At 45.0% G+C, this 14,027-nt stretch carries 14 protein-coding genes and 1 pseudogene; 5 read left to right on the top strand and 10 right to left on the bottom strand.

The window, feature by feature from the left end; translation table 11 throughout:
• Positions 1–9: 9 nt before the first annotated feature.
• The 5 genes and pseudogenes from CRENPOLYSF2_RS06430 to CRENPOLYSF2_RS06415 all read right to left on the bottom strand — a co-directional run bounded on the left by CRENPOLYSF2_RS06430 (position 10) and on the right by CRENPOLYSF2_RS06415 (position 1,684).
• Entirely contained in the window at positions 10–282 is a 273-nt protein-coding gene (locus tag CRENPOLYSF2_RS06430) for a CCDC90 family protein (RefSeq protein WP_087143128.1), read from the bottom strand.
• Positions 270–413 (bottom strand): hypothetical protein, encoded by a 144-nt coding sequence (locus tag CRENPOLYSF2_RS18795; protein ID WP_176371054.1) that lies wholly within the window; start codon positions 411–413, stop codon positions 270–272. Before CRENPOLYSF2_RS18795 ends, CRENPOLYSF2_RS06430 begins: the two co-directional genes overlap by 13 nt.
• A 157-nt stretch (positions 414–570) precedes the next feature.
• The gene (locus CRENPOLYSF2_RS06425) at positions 571–849 is read right to left on the bottom strand and encodes an addiction module antidote protein (RefSeq protein ID WP_087143127.1); all 279 of its coding nucleotides are present in this window, start codon (positions 847–849) and stop codon (positions 571–573) included.
• Between the two features lie 3 nt (positions 850–852).
• Positions 853–1,038, bottom strand: a pseudogene (locus tag CRENPOLYSF2_RS19485) (type II toxin-antitoxin system RelE/ParE family toxin); the annotation flags it as partial.
• Positions 1,039–1,243: 205 nt separating this feature from the next.
• A complete protein-coding gene (locus CRENPOLYSF2_RS06415) occupies positions 1,244–1,684 on the bottom strand; it encodes a hypothetical protein (RefSeq protein WP_245807926.1) in 441 nt (146 codons plus the stop codon).
• A 269-nt stretch (positions 1,685–1,953) separates the two neighbouring features.
• On the opposite strand from CRENPOLYSF2_RS06415, the gene CRENPOLYSF2_RS06410 reads away from it, so the two are divergent.
• Both CRENPOLYSF2_RS06410 and CRENPOLYSF2_RS19350 read left to right on the top strand, forming a co-directional pair.
• Positions 1,954–4,527: a hypothetical protein gene (locus CRENPOLYSF2_RS06410; RefSeq protein ID WP_087143125.1), complete on the top strand. Its 2,574-nt coding sequence runs from the start codon at positions 1,954–1,956 to the stop codon at positions 4,525–4,527.
• A gap of 95 nt (positions 4,528–4,622) precedes the next feature.
• Positions 4,623–7,544, top strand: a complete 2,922-nt coding sequence (locus CRENPOLYSF2_RS19350; protein WP_087143124.1) for a hypothetical protein — start codon at positions 4,623–4,625, stop codon at positions 7,542–7,544.
• A 94-nt stretch (positions 7,545–7,638) separates the two neighbouring features.
• Here CRENPOLYSF2_RS19350 and groL read toward each other — a convergent pair whose 3' ends face one another.
• Both groL and CRENPOLYSF2_RS06395 read right to left on the bottom strand, forming a co-directional pair.
• Entirely contained in the window at positions 7,639–9,294 is a 1,656-nt protein-coding gene (gene groL, locus CRENPOLYSF2_RS06400) for a chaperonin GroEL (RefSeq protein ID WP_087143123.1), read from the bottom strand.
• A 49-nt stretch (positions 9,295–9,343) separates the two neighbouring features.
• The gene (locus CRENPOLYSF2_RS06395; RefSeq protein ID WP_087143122.1) at positions 9,344–9,631 is read right to left on the bottom strand and encodes a co-chaperone GroES; all 288 of its coding nucleotides are present in this window, start codon (positions 9,629–9,631) and stop codon (positions 9,344–9,346) included.
• 140 nt (positions 9,632–9,771) lie between these two features.
• On the opposite strand from CRENPOLYSF2_RS06395, the gene CRENPOLYSF2_RS06390 reads away from it, so the two are divergent.
• From CRENPOLYSF2_RS06390 to CRENPOLYSF2_RS06380, 3 genes are all read left to right on the top strand, one after another.
• Positions 9,772–10,521 carry a HesA/MoeB/ThiF family protein gene (locus CRENPOLYSF2_RS06390; protein ID WP_087143174.1) on the top strand — a complete coding sequence of 250 codons (750 nt, stop codon included), beginning with the start codon at positions 9,772–9,774 and terminating at the stop codon, positions 10,519–10,521.
• 186 nt (positions 10,522–10,707) lie between these two features.
• A complete protein-coding gene (locus tag CRENPOLYSF2_RS06385) occupies positions 10,708–11,460 on the top strand; it encodes a sulfite exporter TauE/SafE family protein (RefSeq protein ID WP_087143121.1) in 753 nt (250 codons plus the stop codon).
• A 9-nt stretch (positions 11,461–11,469) separates the two neighbouring features.
• A complete protein-coding gene (locus tag CRENPOLYSF2_RS06380) occupies positions 11,470–12,039 on the top strand; it encodes a UbiX family flavin prenyltransferase (RefSeq protein WP_272867695.1) in 570 nt (189 codons plus the stop codon).
• Positions 12,040–12,079: 40 nt separating this feature from the next.
• On the opposite strand, the gene CRENPOLYSF2_RS06375 is transcribed toward CRENPOLYSF2_RS06380, so the two are convergent.
• The 3 genes from CRENPOLYSF2_RS06375 to pqqD all read right to left on the bottom strand — a co-directional run bounded on the left by CRENPOLYSF2_RS06375 (position 12,080) and on the right by pqqD (position 13,947).
• Positions 12,080–12,424: a hypothetical protein gene (locus CRENPOLYSF2_RS06375; protein WP_087143120.1), complete on the bottom strand. Its 345-nt coding sequence runs from the start codon at positions 12,422–12,424 to the stop codon at positions 12,080–12,082.
• A 133-nt stretch (positions 12,425–12,557) separates the two neighbouring features.
• Positions 12,558–13,697, bottom strand: a complete 1,140-nt coding sequence (gene pqqE / locus CRENPOLYSF2_RS06370; protein ID WP_087143119.1) for a pyrroloquinoline quinone biosynthesis protein PqqE — start codon at positions 13,695–13,697, stop codon at positions 12,558–12,560.
• The gene (pqqD, locus tag CRENPOLYSF2_RS06365; RefSeq protein ID WP_087143118.1) at positions 13,675–13,947 is read right to left on the bottom strand and encodes a pyrroloquinoline quinone biosynthesis peptide chaperone PqqD; all 273 of its coding nucleotides are present in this window, start codon (positions 13,945–13,947) and stop codon (positions 13,675–13,677) included. Before pqqD ends, pqqE begins: the two co-directional genes overlap by 23 nt.
• Between the last annotated feature and the right edge of the window lie 80 nt (positions 13,948–14,027).

Genomic DNA, 14,027 nt, shown 5'->3' with positions numbered 1-14,027 from the left:
GGACGGTTTTTAAAAAAATGCTTTTAATACCAAAGAGATAACACCTGCCAATAGTACGCCCAGCATCCATCTGTTTAGTTTTAATTCACCGTCAACGCGTTCAAAGCGCACATTCATTTCTGCTTTAATTTCATTTTTAACTTCAATTAGGTCATGTTTTGTGACAAGTCCATCTTGCGCTTCAGCAATAACCCGCACAACGGCCTCGGCCTGTGCTTGCGGTATACCGGCGGTTTTTAGCTTATCGACCAGTTCAAGGGTATCAAAAGTTATTGTGGCCATGTTTGCTCCTGCGTGTTTTGTGGTTTACCGGCTTCAGCATCACTACCTTTGCCGCGTTGCGCTTCCATTGCTGCAATACCAGCAAGCAGCTCTTCTTTTGTTAAGGGGCGTGCATGAAATAACTTGAACAACTTAAACGCCACCACCGTTCGTGCTGAGCCTGTCGAAGCATGAACTTGCTCAAGTTATTTCGTGCGCGTTCCTAAGGGGCGTTCGTCTTCGTCAATGCCATCCCAAACAAAATAGGCTGATTCTGGTATGTTTAGGATAGCGGCTAGCACTTCTTCGCTAAGATACGACCAGCTTGCAACCCAACGACTCAACAATTTTGGCGATGGTTTCAAAGCGTGGGTTTCCGCCATCGGCTAGAGACTTATACAGGCTGGCACGCGTCACTCCAGCTTGTTTGGCAACTTCGCCCATGCCTTTAGCACGAGAAGCAATATTAAGTGCATGAATAAAATCTGATACATCACCGTTATTGGCAGTTTCTCGCAAAAAATCACGGATGTCAGCATCTATTTCAAGATGTTCGGCAATATCAAAGGAGGCTATAGTTTCGTTCATGGTCTACTCAAAAGTATTCAAAATGGTTTTGGCTTTTTCTATGTCCCTGCTTTGGCTAGATTTATCTCCGCCAACCCATAATAAAACAACCTGCTGGTTACGGATTGTGTAATAAACCCTAATGCCGCCGCCAAAGAAACAACGCAGCTCAAACAAATTGGAGTCCAAAGCTTTAGTATCACCAAAATTACCGTTTTCAACTCATGCCAATCTGGACAGTAATTGGTTTTTGACCGTCCTGTCTTTCAATTTTATAAGCCAGTGGTTAAATGTTTAGGTGCTTTGCAGTTCGTATTTCACGAGCAACTGTATCTTTAGGGAAAACAATATATCAAACATTAACAAGTGGGGGATTTATATAATCACACACTGTAAAATCTATTATTAGCGATCATTACTCACCCCGTTTAATATTGTGCTGATACTCAATACCTTTGGTTAAGTTATAACCTTCGTCGTTGAATAGGTCATCTTTAAAAAACAAACGCATATCTATAATCCAAGCAATTTTCTTTTGCTTGTTATTTTCTATAATAATGATCGAAAGCTTGTGATTATTATCAATAATCTCATCGACAATTGTTTGTGGATTAGTGGGGTCTTCTTTTAGCGCACCCGAAACAATACGCTGCGCAGATTCCATTGTCAGCACGGGTTGCGTAATGAGTAACCCCGCGTTTTGCTCATTTTCAAGCGCTCGCGCATCAAAATAACCAATATCATAGGCAAGCTTAAATGTCAGGCCAATCAAAATTACCCCGCCACACGCAGAGAGGCCGATTTTTAATCGCTTTTTAACACGAGGATTTGAGAGTCTTTTTATAATAACGCGCATTTTCATAACTACATTATCGCATTACTTACTGGTATTCACATAGAGCCATTATTTTCTATTTTTGCCGCTTTTTTTTGCTACACTGGATAAAAATCGATTTACAGCGTTTTCAACTTAGGACAGTTACAGCCACCGTTCGTGCTGAGCTTGTCGAAGCATGGTCGGCACACTTCAACAAGCTCAGTGCGAACGGTTACGCTATAACTATTGAACTGTGAAAATGCTGTAGCTGTTATGTCAATTATTATTTTTTACTAAGCTGAGGTTTTATGCCTACCAATACCCCGCCCAATTTTTTAGTTAAGTCCACTGGTAAAGTGGTAGACACATCTATTGCCATTGAAGCCACCTACGCCAAGCTGCAAGCCGATGGCAGCATTTGGGTAACCGGTATTAACGGAAGTGATCTCACTTTTGTGCGTTTTAACACTAATGGTAGTTTGGATGTCAGCTATTCTGATGATGGCATGACGACACTCTCGTTGAAAAACACCGATCCCTATCACACGTCTGTTTTTACACAGGGCAACGGGAAAATATTAGTAACAGGCCATGGTTCAAACTTTTCCGTCATGCGTTATAACCCAGATGGTACGCGAGACAACAGTTTTTCGGGTGATGGCGAAGTGACTACGCGGGTGAGTTTTGGCGGAGGTTATGAGTACGCACTCGACATTGCTGTGCAAACCGATGGCAAAATTTTGGTAGCAGGTCGCACGGGAGGTTATGAAAACGGCCAATCCTTCCCGCATTACTTTGGCTTGGTGCGTTACAACACCAATGGCACTTTAGATACCCATTTTTCCGGTGATGGCAAACTGACCACTGCAATAGAAGATGGTGCAGATGGCTATGCGGTAACCGTACAAGCCGACGGCAAAATTCTGGTGGCGGGAGAGGCAACCATACTTACCAGTGCAAATAATGCGTCCAATCCCGCCTATCCTAGCTTTGCTTTGGTGCGCTACAATGCCAATGGTTCATTAGACACCCGCTTTTCTGGCGATGGTAAAATCATAACCAACGTAGGCACTGATGACGGTGGCCGTGCTATTACTGTGCAAAGCGATGGCAAAATTTTAGTAGCGGGCAACAGTGATGGCAATGTCGCTGTCGTGCGTTACAACGCTAATGGCACGTTGGATACCAGCTTTTCAGGCGATGGCAAGGTGATAACCGATTTGGGTGGCGATGACCGCACAGACTCTGTCACCGTACAAGCAGATGGCAAAATATTGTTAACCGGCAGCAGCGATGGACATTTTGCCCTAGTGCGCTACAACGCCAATGGCAGTTTGGATACCTCATTTGGCGGTACACACACGTTAAACAGCAGTGCCAATTACGCCGACAACAAACCCGCTGTGGTTTTAGATAGCTCAGCCAGTATTTTTGATGCCGAATTAAACGCACAAGGCCATTATGCGGGGGCTTCTGTCACCTTGGCACGGCACAACGGTGCCAATAGCCAGGATGTGTTTTCTGGCAGTGGCAAATTGAGTTTCAGTGCTAACAACGCCGTGTTAGCCGGTGTTACAGTAGGCACAGTCAGCAACAGCGCTGGCAAATTAACAATTACTTTCAATAACAACGCCAGCCAAGCGCGTGTCGATGCGCTGTTATCATCCATAAGCTACCAGAACACCGCGCACACGTCCGCCATCGTAAAAATTGATTGGCGCTTTGACGACGGCAATACCGGCACAGGCGGCGCATTGGCGGCACTGGGCTTTACCGAAGTTAGCATTAATGCCCCCGTACTTAAAACGCCTACGGTTATTAAATATACCGACACGCCCTTAAATGACAGTTTTAAAGTGATTACCGGCACATTGCATACCAGCCAGGTAGACAACAAACCATTAACCTACAGCATTGTTGATAGTTACCCCGCCGATGGGGATATCATCAAATCCAATTTTGAAACTTACGGTATTTTGGCGCTCAATGAAAAAACGGGGGCCTATAGTTTTACACCGAATGCCGAAGCGATTAACGGCTTGGGCACTGATAAAAGCGTGCGTTTTACGGTAACAGTAACAGATGGCCTACTGACCGGCAGCACAAAAATAATCCTTAATATTACCCAGCATGGCGCAACAGAATCAAAAGGCAATGATACCTCAGCAGGCACGTCGGGTGATGATGTTCTCAATGGCTACGCGGGCAATGATAGCTTAGCGGGCAAAAATGGCGATGATATTTTATGGGGCGGTGCAGATAATGACATCTTATTAGGTAACGCCGGCGATGATAATTTATTTGGCGGTGCGGGTAAGGATGTTCTTTACGGCAATGATGGCAATGATACGTTAAATGCAGGCGGCGGCGATGGCTTTTTTGCTAACAGTTACAGTGACAGCTTATACGGCGGCAATGGTAACGATAAACTCGTTGGTGACGGTGGCAAAGACCGCTTATTGGGTGGTGATGGCAACGATACACTCATTGGCCGCAGCGGTGACAGCTTATCCGGCGGCAATGGTAACGATAGCTTAACAATCATTGACTATGAAGGTTACAGTGTATTAACCGGTGGATTGGGTAAAGATACTTTCATAAGCGACTGGTGGACGATAAGCAAGATTACCGATTTCACACCGATTGATGACACCCTCCAGCTAAATAATGCGTATTTCACAGTACTGGATGCAGGTCAGCTCGCAGCCAGGCACTTTATCATTGGCTCTAAAGCACTGGATAGCGATGACTACCTGATTTACAACAAAAATACTGGCGCGTTATTTTACGATGCCGACGGTATAGGAGGGACTGCGCCCGATAAAATCACGACCCTGGGTGTTCATCTGGCATTAACCTACGCGGATTTTGTGGTTGTTTAACACATTACATAAGCTCACCCCTACACGGTAAACTTATCGCACCGTAAGTTACCTGCTTTTATCTATTACAGCGCTCTACATAAACCGAGGTTTTTATGTCCAAAAATACCGCTCCGCATCTGTTATTTAATCGCTACGGCACCGTTTCTGTGGATGTCACTGATGACCGTAATACGCTGTATGTTAACGCCTTAGCCAATGGCAAAATTTTAGTGGTTACCGCTGAGAAAATACACGGCTCGTCTTCTACCCAGCCCTTATCCAGCTTTGTCACTTACAATATTGATGGCAGTGTCTATAGCCATTTTTCTACCAAAGATGAAGGACTTAGGTTTAGCCAAATCAATATTGCCGTACAAACCGATGGCAAGTTCCTAATAGCAGAGACTGCCTATGAATACGCCCCTTCTGATCACCCCAAACCACCCTCTCCTGCTGACTTTCATATAGTTCGTTACAACCTCGATGGATCGTTGGATAAAAGCTTCTCTGGTGATGGCCAAACAACTACCCATCTAGGTATTTATGATTATGCTCACGCTGTTAGCGTACAAGCCGATAAGAAAATTCTGGTTGCAGGCACTAGTGACGATGATTTTGCCGTGGTGCGTTACAACGCAAACGGTTCTTTAGATACCAACTTTTCGGGTGATGGCAAAGTGACGACCACACTGGGTATATCGGTTGATGGTTCAGGTAACCCTGATAAAGATTCAGGTAATGCGCTTGCCGTGCAGGCAGATGGCAAAATCCTGGTGGCCGGTAGCAGCAATGGCAACTTTGCAGTGGTGCGCTACAACACCAATGGCACTTTGGATACCGGCTTTTCGGGTGACGGCAAAGTTGTTACCAATTTGGGTTCTTTAGAAGATGCGGCGGACTCGATTATCGCGCAAGCCAATGGCAAAATACTGGTATCGGGTGAAAGCAATGGCAAACTGGCTTTAGTGCGCTATAACGCTAATGGGTCGTTGGACAGCAGTTTCTCTGGCGATGGCAAACTTACTACTGACCTGCACACCTACTACCGTCCACATACCGTAACGCTACAAGCCGATGGCAAACTATTACTGGCTGGTATTAATAGCAAAGGCGCATTTACCTTAGAACGCTATACCAGTAACGGCACGTTAGATGTCAGTTTTTCTGGCGACGGCAAAGTCATCACCAAAGAATCTGTGGATGCTATTACTGTGCAAGCAGATGGCAAAATTTTAATATCCAGTAACGGTAAATGGCTGTACAACGAAGTCACTGAGTATGAAGACAAAATTTCCAATAGCATCACACGTTACAATAGCGATGGCAGTGTAGACCAAAGCTTTGGCCAAACCGACAGTCTTAGCGTTTATCAGCACAATGCCCCCGCCGTGGTGTTAAACCGTGGCGCACAAGTTTTTGATGCCGAATTAAACGCACGCGGCAATTACAGTGGCGCATCGGTTAGCTTGGCACGGCACGGGGGTGCCAATAGCCAAGATATATTTTCCGGCACCGGCAAGCTAGGTTTTATAATGGACAAAGCCGTGTTATCTGGCCTTGTTATTGGTACCGTTAATAACGGCGCGGGCAAACTGACAATGACCTTCAATAACAACGCCAGCCAAGCGCATGTTAATCAAGCCCTGTCTTTATTAGCCTACAAAAATACTGATCAACACCACACCTCTGCGTTAGTGGCTATCGACTGGACGTTTAAAGATGGCAACGCAGGAACACAAGGGACAGGCGGTACATTAACAACGACGGGGAGTACCGACGTTTTCTTTAACCCCCCTACGCTTAATACCCTTGCTGCGATTAACTATACCAATACCACGCGGGTAGACAGCTTCCAAACCATCAGCGGAAAATTAGTGCTTAATCAGGTGAGCCATGCCGCATTAGCGTATGACTTAAAAAGCGAGCATAAAATTAAAGGTGAATACAGTAACGAAGATGCCAGCACAGTTACCCTTACCAATCCTTATGGGGCATTAACGCTGAATAAAACCACCGGTGCTTATAGCTTTGTACCCGATTACTCTGCACTTGAAGGTGTGACAGAAAAAATCACCCTCGGTTTTAAACTAAGCGTGTCATACGATTCACACCTGTTTGACAGTAAAACACTGGTTATTAACATCATGCCAGTGGGTAAAATGGGCACGGCGGCTAACGATACCTTAGTGGGTTCATCGGGTAGAGATTATCTGAACGGGCAGGCAGGCAATGATACGTTATCCGGCAAGGCGGGCGATGATATTTTGCGTGGCGGCGACGGTAAAGATAGCTTATATGGCAATGCCGGTAATGATAATTTAAACGGCGGCAATGGCAATGACATTTTATACGGTAACGAGGGCAATGATTTTTTATCGAGTGACTATGGTGCTGAGACTGGCGATGACATCCTGTACGGTGGTGATGGCAACGATACTTTACGCGGCGGTGATGGCAAAGACACTTTGTACGGCAACGATGGCAATGATACCTTAACAGGTGGCTACAATTTTGATAACGATACCTTGTTGGTAGGCGGCAATGGTAATGATAAATTAAGCGGTGGCGGCGGTGATGATACGTTAAGCGGTGGCAATGGTAATGATACGTTAAGCGGTGGCAGTGGCACTGACATTTTATCTGGCGGCAATGGTAATGACACATTAAAAGGAGGCAATGGTAACGACCTCACTCATAATAACGTGCTAACCGGCGGCTTAGGTAAAGATACCTTTATTTTGAACACCACAGACTATTATTTATCGGATGTAACGAAAATTACCGACTTTACGCCGGTTGATGACACCCTGAACTTAGATAATAGCTTTTTTACCAGCTTGGCATTAGGCGTATTAAAAGCCGGTAACTTTGTGGTTGCTACCCAGGCTATTGATAACAACGATTATCTGATTTACAACAAAACCACAGGGGTGTTGTATTATGATGCCGATGGTTCTGGCTTGGGTGACGCGTTTAATCTGGCTATTTTAGGGGTTAATTTAGCGTTAAGCCATGCGGATTTTATGGTGATTTAACAGAAGTTTAATAACCATAAAAAAAGCCCCGATTGCGCGATGCAATCGGGGCTTTTTATTGCGTTTAAAACACCCAGGTTTTAAAACAACATGATTACATCATGCCGCCCATGCCACCCATGCCACCCATGCCGCCCATATCGCCCATGCCACCGTGTGCGCCTTTTTCATCGCTAGGTGCATCAGCAATCATCACTTCTGTGGTCAGCATTAAGCCAGCTACAGACGCTGCATTTTGCAATGCAGTACGGGTGACTTTGGCAGGGTCAAGAATACCCATTTCGATCATATCGCCATATTTGCCAGTGGCGGCGTTATAACCAAAATTACCCGTGCCTTTTTGCACTTCGTTAAATACCACGGAAGGCTCATCGCCCGCGTTAGCAACGATTTGACGTAAAGGCTCTTCCATCGCGCGGCGTAAAATATTAACGCCGACAGTTTGGTCGTGGTTAATACCTTCAAGACCAACCAAAGCCGACAACGCACGTACCAGCGCAGTACCACCGCCAGCAACCACGCCTTCTTCAACCGCAGCGCGGGTAGAATGCAGCGCATCTTCAACGCGGGCTTTCTTTTCTTTCATTTCGATTTCAGTGGCAGCACCGACTTTAATCACGGCAACGCCGCCAGCCAATTTCGCCAGACGTTCTTGCAATTTTTCTTTATCATAGTCAGAAGTAGCATCTTCAGCTTGAGCGCGAATTTGTGTTACGCGGCCTTTGATTTGCTCTTCAGAACCTGCACCATCAATAATGGTAGTGTTTTCTTTGGTGATTTGTACGCGTTTGGCTGTACCCAATTGGCTCAGTTCGGCTTTTTCCAGGCTCAAACCGACTTCTTCAGAAATAACCGTACCGCCGGTCAACACCGCAATGTCTTCCAACATGGCTTTACGACGATCGCCGAAACCAGGTGCTTTAACCGCAGCCACTTTAACGATGCCACGGATGGTGTTGACAACCAGAGTTGCCAAGGCTTCGCCTTCAACGTCTTCGGCAACAATCAATAACGGACGGCCAGATTTAGCAACGGCTTCCAGAATCGGTAACATTTCACGGATGTTTGAGACTTTTTTCTCATAAATCAAAATCAGTGGATCGTCTAATTCAACGCTCATGCTGTCTTGTTTGTTGATGAAGTACGGGGACAAATAGCCACGGTCGAACTGCATGCCTTCAACCACGTCTAATGAATTATCAAGACCTGTGCCTTCTTCAACGGTAATCACGCCTTCTTTACCGACTTTTTCCATTGCTTCAGCAATAATTTTACCAACTGACTCATCCGAGTTAGCAGAGATAGTACCGACTTGTGCAATCGCTTTGTTGTCCACACAAGGCGCCGCTGAGGCAATAATCGCTTCAACCGCTTTGGTCACCGCCAAATCAATACCGCGCTTTAAATCCATAGGATTCATGCCCGCAGCGACGGCTTTCAGGCCTTCGTTAACAATAGATTGTGCCAGAACAGTCGCGGTGGTTGTACCGTCGCCCGCCACGTCAGACGTGTGCGAAGCCACTTCTTTAACCATTTGTGCGCCCATGTTTTCGAATTTGTCTTTTAATTCGATTTCTTTGGCAACCGATACACCGTCTTTGGTGATGGTTGGAGCGCCGAAGCTTTTGTCTAAAATAGCGTTACGGCCTTTAGGACCCAAAGTTACCTTTACTGCGTTGGCTAAAATATTTACGCCACGCGCCATACGGACGCGTGCGTCATCACCAAATAATACGTCTTTTGCTGCCATGTTTATTAATTCCTGTTGTGTATGATTGCGTTGTGGAAAGTGTTTAGGATTAACCTAAAATGCCCATAATGTCTTCTTCACGCATGACGATAACGTCTTCGCCGTCAACTTTTACTTCGTTGCCAGCGTATTTACCAAATAAAACTTTGTCGCCCACTTTAACTTCCAAAGCGCGAACTTGACCGTTATCCAACGGTTTGCCACTGCCTACGGCTAATATTTCGCCACGGCTGGGTTTTTCTGCGGCAGAACCCGGTAATAAAATGCCGCCAGCACTGGTGGTTTCTTCTTCAACACGTTTGACGATCACTCGGTCATGTAACGGGCGTATATTCATGGTTGTCTCCTAAAGACGGGTTATGGTTACTGAAACTGAATTGTTAGCACTTGTACCTAATGAGTGCTAATGATAATGAGCTTTTGCAGATTGTCAAGTCTGTGGCATTATTGCCCACTGCATCTCATCACTACACGCTTATGAACGACACCCAACTACTACGCTACAGCCGCCAGATCATGTTGCCGCTGTGCGATATTGAAGGCCAACAAAAACTGCTTAACGCCAAGGTATTGATTGTGGGCGCTGGCGGCTTAGGTTCACCTGCATCCATGTATCTGGCTGCGGCGGGAGTAGGCTCGCTCACTGTGTATGACAACGACGCAGTGGACTTATCCAACTTACAACGACAAATTGCTCATCACACCCCAGATATTGGGATAGATAAAGTAATTTCAACCCGTCAGACCTTGAATAATTTAAACCCTGAGGTGATTGTACATGCTGTGAAACAGCGACTGGAAGGTGAGCTGTTAGAAATAGAAGTGGCCAACGCCGACGTGGTATTAGATTGCTCGGATAATTTTGCCACCCGTTTTGCTATTAACAGTGCCTGCGTTAAGCATAAAACACCGTTGGTATCGGGTGCTGCCATCCGCTTTGAAGGTCAGGTTTCAGTATTTACACCAGGGCGCAATAACAGTCCCTGCTATAACTGCTTATACACACATGACGGCGAAGAACTGCAAAACTGCGCTACCAATGGTGTTATTGCACCTATAACAGGCATTGTCGGCAGTATACAAGCGCTGGAAGCCATAAAATTAATTATCGACATTGGCAAAACTTTAACGGGACGGTTATTGTTATTAGATGGCTTGACTATGGAATGGCACACGCTGAAACTTAAGCAAAATCCGGCATGTCCAACCTGTGGTAACTTAGGGTAATGGCTTACAGATGTAATTTTTGTCCACGAAAAACACAAACCAAAACGGTTATAATGGCAAATTAGGCGCTATTTTGTGGGGTATTATTTTAAGTAGTTTCTCGGCTGTGATTATCACTGCATTACGAAATACTATCTGCACGATCACTGTAACTGATTACTTTTCAATAATTCCTATACTCACACTATGACTTTTGATACTGACAGCCTTATCTTAGCCGCTCTGATTACGCTAGCGGCGTTACTGTATTCTGCGGTAGGTCATGGCGGCGCATCCGGTTATCTTGCGGCTATGTCGCTGTTTGGCCTAGCGCCAGCCATCATGAAACCCACTGCTCTGGTTTTGAATATTGCCGTGGCTTCTATTGCACTGTACAAATTTTATCGCAGTGGGGCTTTTTCCTGGCGCTTATTTTGGCCGATTGCTTTATTATCTGTGCCTTGTGCCTATTTAGGCGGCACAATTTCCTTGCCTGGACATTGGTATAAGCCTTTGGTGGGCTTAGTTTTACTTTATGCGGCAGGACGATCTTTTTATTGTGCAAAAAAATACCCTGTATACCACGTACAGACTGTAGCCTATCCTATTTTGATGTTGGTAGGCGCTGCATTGGGCTTACTGTCTGGATTGACTGGCGTTGGTGGCGGCATTTTCCTAAGCCCGCTGCTATTATTTTTTCGCTGGGCAGAAATCAGAGTAATTTCCGGCATTTCGGCAGCATTTATTCTGGTTAACTCCATCGCCGGATTATTGGGGGTATTATCGAAAACTTCGCTAGATGTGTTACCGAAAGCATTGCCTTTATGGGCGCTAATCGCCGTTTTGGGTGGTTATATAGGCGCAGAATACGGCAGCAAGCGCCTAGCCAGCCCTACCCTACAAAAGTTACTGGCCTTGGTGTTATTGATTGCTGGTATAAAAATGATTATTACTAGATAAAGGCACACAGTGAAAAAACGACTGATTATCGGTATGACCGGTGCGACCGGTGCCATTTATGGCGTAAGGATGCTACAGGTTTTGCAGACACAAGACGAATGGGAAAGTCATTTGATTATTTCATCTGCTGGCGTGGTTAATTTAAAGCATGAAATGAATATGAAGCGGGCGGAATTAACGCAATTAGCCGATGTTGTTCACGGCATTAATGACATTGCTGCCAGTATTTCGAGTGGCGGTTTTAAAACCGAAGGTATGATTATCGCACCGTGTTCTATGAAAACGCTGGCCGCTGTAGCGCACGGTTTTGGCGACAATTTAATTTCGCGCGGTGCTGACGTGGTACTCAAAGAACGTAGACGCTTAGTTGTTATGCCACGAGAGACACCGCTGAATTTAATTCATATCAGAAATATGGCCAGTGTAACGGAAATGGGCGGTATTATATTTCCGCCTATGCCGGCTTTTTACAGTAAGACTGATTCAGTAATGAGTATGGTTAACGAAACTGTAGGGCGCGTTTTAGATATGTTTGGTGTAAATGTTGATGGCCTGTACACACCTTGGACAGGCCTTTAACTACGCCCTAAAAATCGCTATAAACACCCACAGCAGCGAATTAACTTGATAATACCATACCAAGATAAACAAGCACCGTTACGGTAATTGATCCAGTAACGCAAAGCACTGTCGTATGCCTATCGATAGCAATAAACTGTTTAGTGGGTCTGCTTGATGCCGTATCTTCCATAAACAAATCATCATCATCCCATTTAGCACTTTCTTCACCCATCTTGAAAGAAGGAAAAATAAGATCATCCTCCATTTCTTTCATAAATTGGCTAAAACGCTGTTCTAAATCCAATAACTGTTCATCTAAGAACTGATTTATGTTGTGAGCGTCAGTTGTCATAATATTAGCAGTGTAGTTTTTAATGTTATGTTGTGCTGTTGATAGTAACATTGTTAATAACCTCAATTGTCATTACACAGACTACCGACAGATCGCTTAATTCATAAATAGCAGACAGGAGATCGTAACGGCTTCTAATATTTTAGAAGTATAGCTTAAAAGTTAAAGTGTGCAGAAAGTAATATTAATTAATTTTAGCCAGTGCCCGTGAGTTTTTGCTGTTACGGAAAATCAAAGGTTTTTCGTCATTCGTTAGATTAGCAGATGCTTGCGCAGAATCGATAGCGTGTTGAATAACCTCACGATCTGGTGATTTACTACAGACCGGATCAGTATTGAACATATCACCGGTTAATAGATAGGCCTGACAACGGCAACCGCCAAAATCTTTTTCTTTCTCATCACAACTGCGGCACGGCTCTTTCATCCAGTCAAAGCCACGGAAGAAATTGAAGGCTTTGGAATCATGCCAGATTTCACTGATACTGTAGTTCTTGATATTGGGACAGTCAAGCCCTGGTAATTCACGCGCCGAATGGCATGGCAATGCCATACCATCGGGCGCAATAGTTAAAGATGTTGTACCCCAGCCGTTCATGCATTTTTTTGGGCGGTCTTCGTAATAATCCGGTATTACATACAGGATTTTCATTTTCCCGCCAACTTTTTCCTTATACTCCTGGGCAATTTGCTCGGCTTTTTGAAATTGTTCTTTACTGGGCAATAACAAATCGCGGTTAGCATGTGCCCAGCCGTAGTATTGAGTATTGGCCAATTCGATATAATCCGCGCCCAACTCTTCAGCCATCGCCAAAATTTCCGGCATTTGGTGAATGTTTTCGCGGTGTAGCACCACATTTAATACCATTGGGTAACCGTGTTTTTTAACCAGATGCGCAACGGATTTTTTATGCTCAAAGGACTTTGTGCCGGCAAGATGATCGCTTAATTCCTGGCTGCTGGCTTGTATACTGACTTGTATGTGATCCAATCCTGCTGCTTTAAGTTGCAAAATGGTTTCTTCAGTCATGCCATAACCGGAGGTGATCAAATTGGAGTAATAGCCCAGTTCCCGCGCATGCTTGACCAGTTCCGGCAAGTCTTTGCGGATGAGCGGTTCGCCACCGGAAAAACCCAGTTGCACCGCCCCCATTTTACGAGCTTCGGTCAGTACCCGTTTCCAGTCGTCGGTGCTTAATTCGCTTTGGTATTTGGCATAATCCAGCGGATTGGAGCAATACGGGCATTGCAACGGGCAGGCGTAGGTTAACTCTGCCGTTAACCAGCGCGGCGGGGTGATGTTAGTTTTGGTTAATCCAGCCATTTTGTAAGGCAACTCCCAAGAAAGCGGTAATGTCGTCGGTAAGACCGGTGGTTTCAAATTTTTGTTCAAGATCGCTGACGATTTGCGCGAGCGTGCGTGTGCCGTCGCAACATTTCAGAATTTCCGCCGAACTTTGGTTAAGTTCCACCATACCTTCGGGGTAAAGTATGACATGTTTTTGTTGTGCTTCTTCCCATTGTATGCGGTGCATGGGGGAGAATGTTATGGGGTGGTCTGGGATGATTGTCATTTTTTGTTTTGAGGTTATAGGCCAATACTGCTACCGTCAATAAAAAATAATATCTAAAACAATTAGATAAAAGATATGAA

This window comes from Crenothrix polyspora (genome assembly GCF_900163755.1).
In the GTDB taxonomy this organism is placed as follows: Bacteria; Pseudomonadota; Gammaproteobacteria; order Methylococcales; family Methylomonadaceae; genus Crenothrix; species Crenothrix polyspora.
Note: the sequence above shows the minus strand (reverse complement) of the source record. Positions and strands in the feature narration are given on the sequence as shown.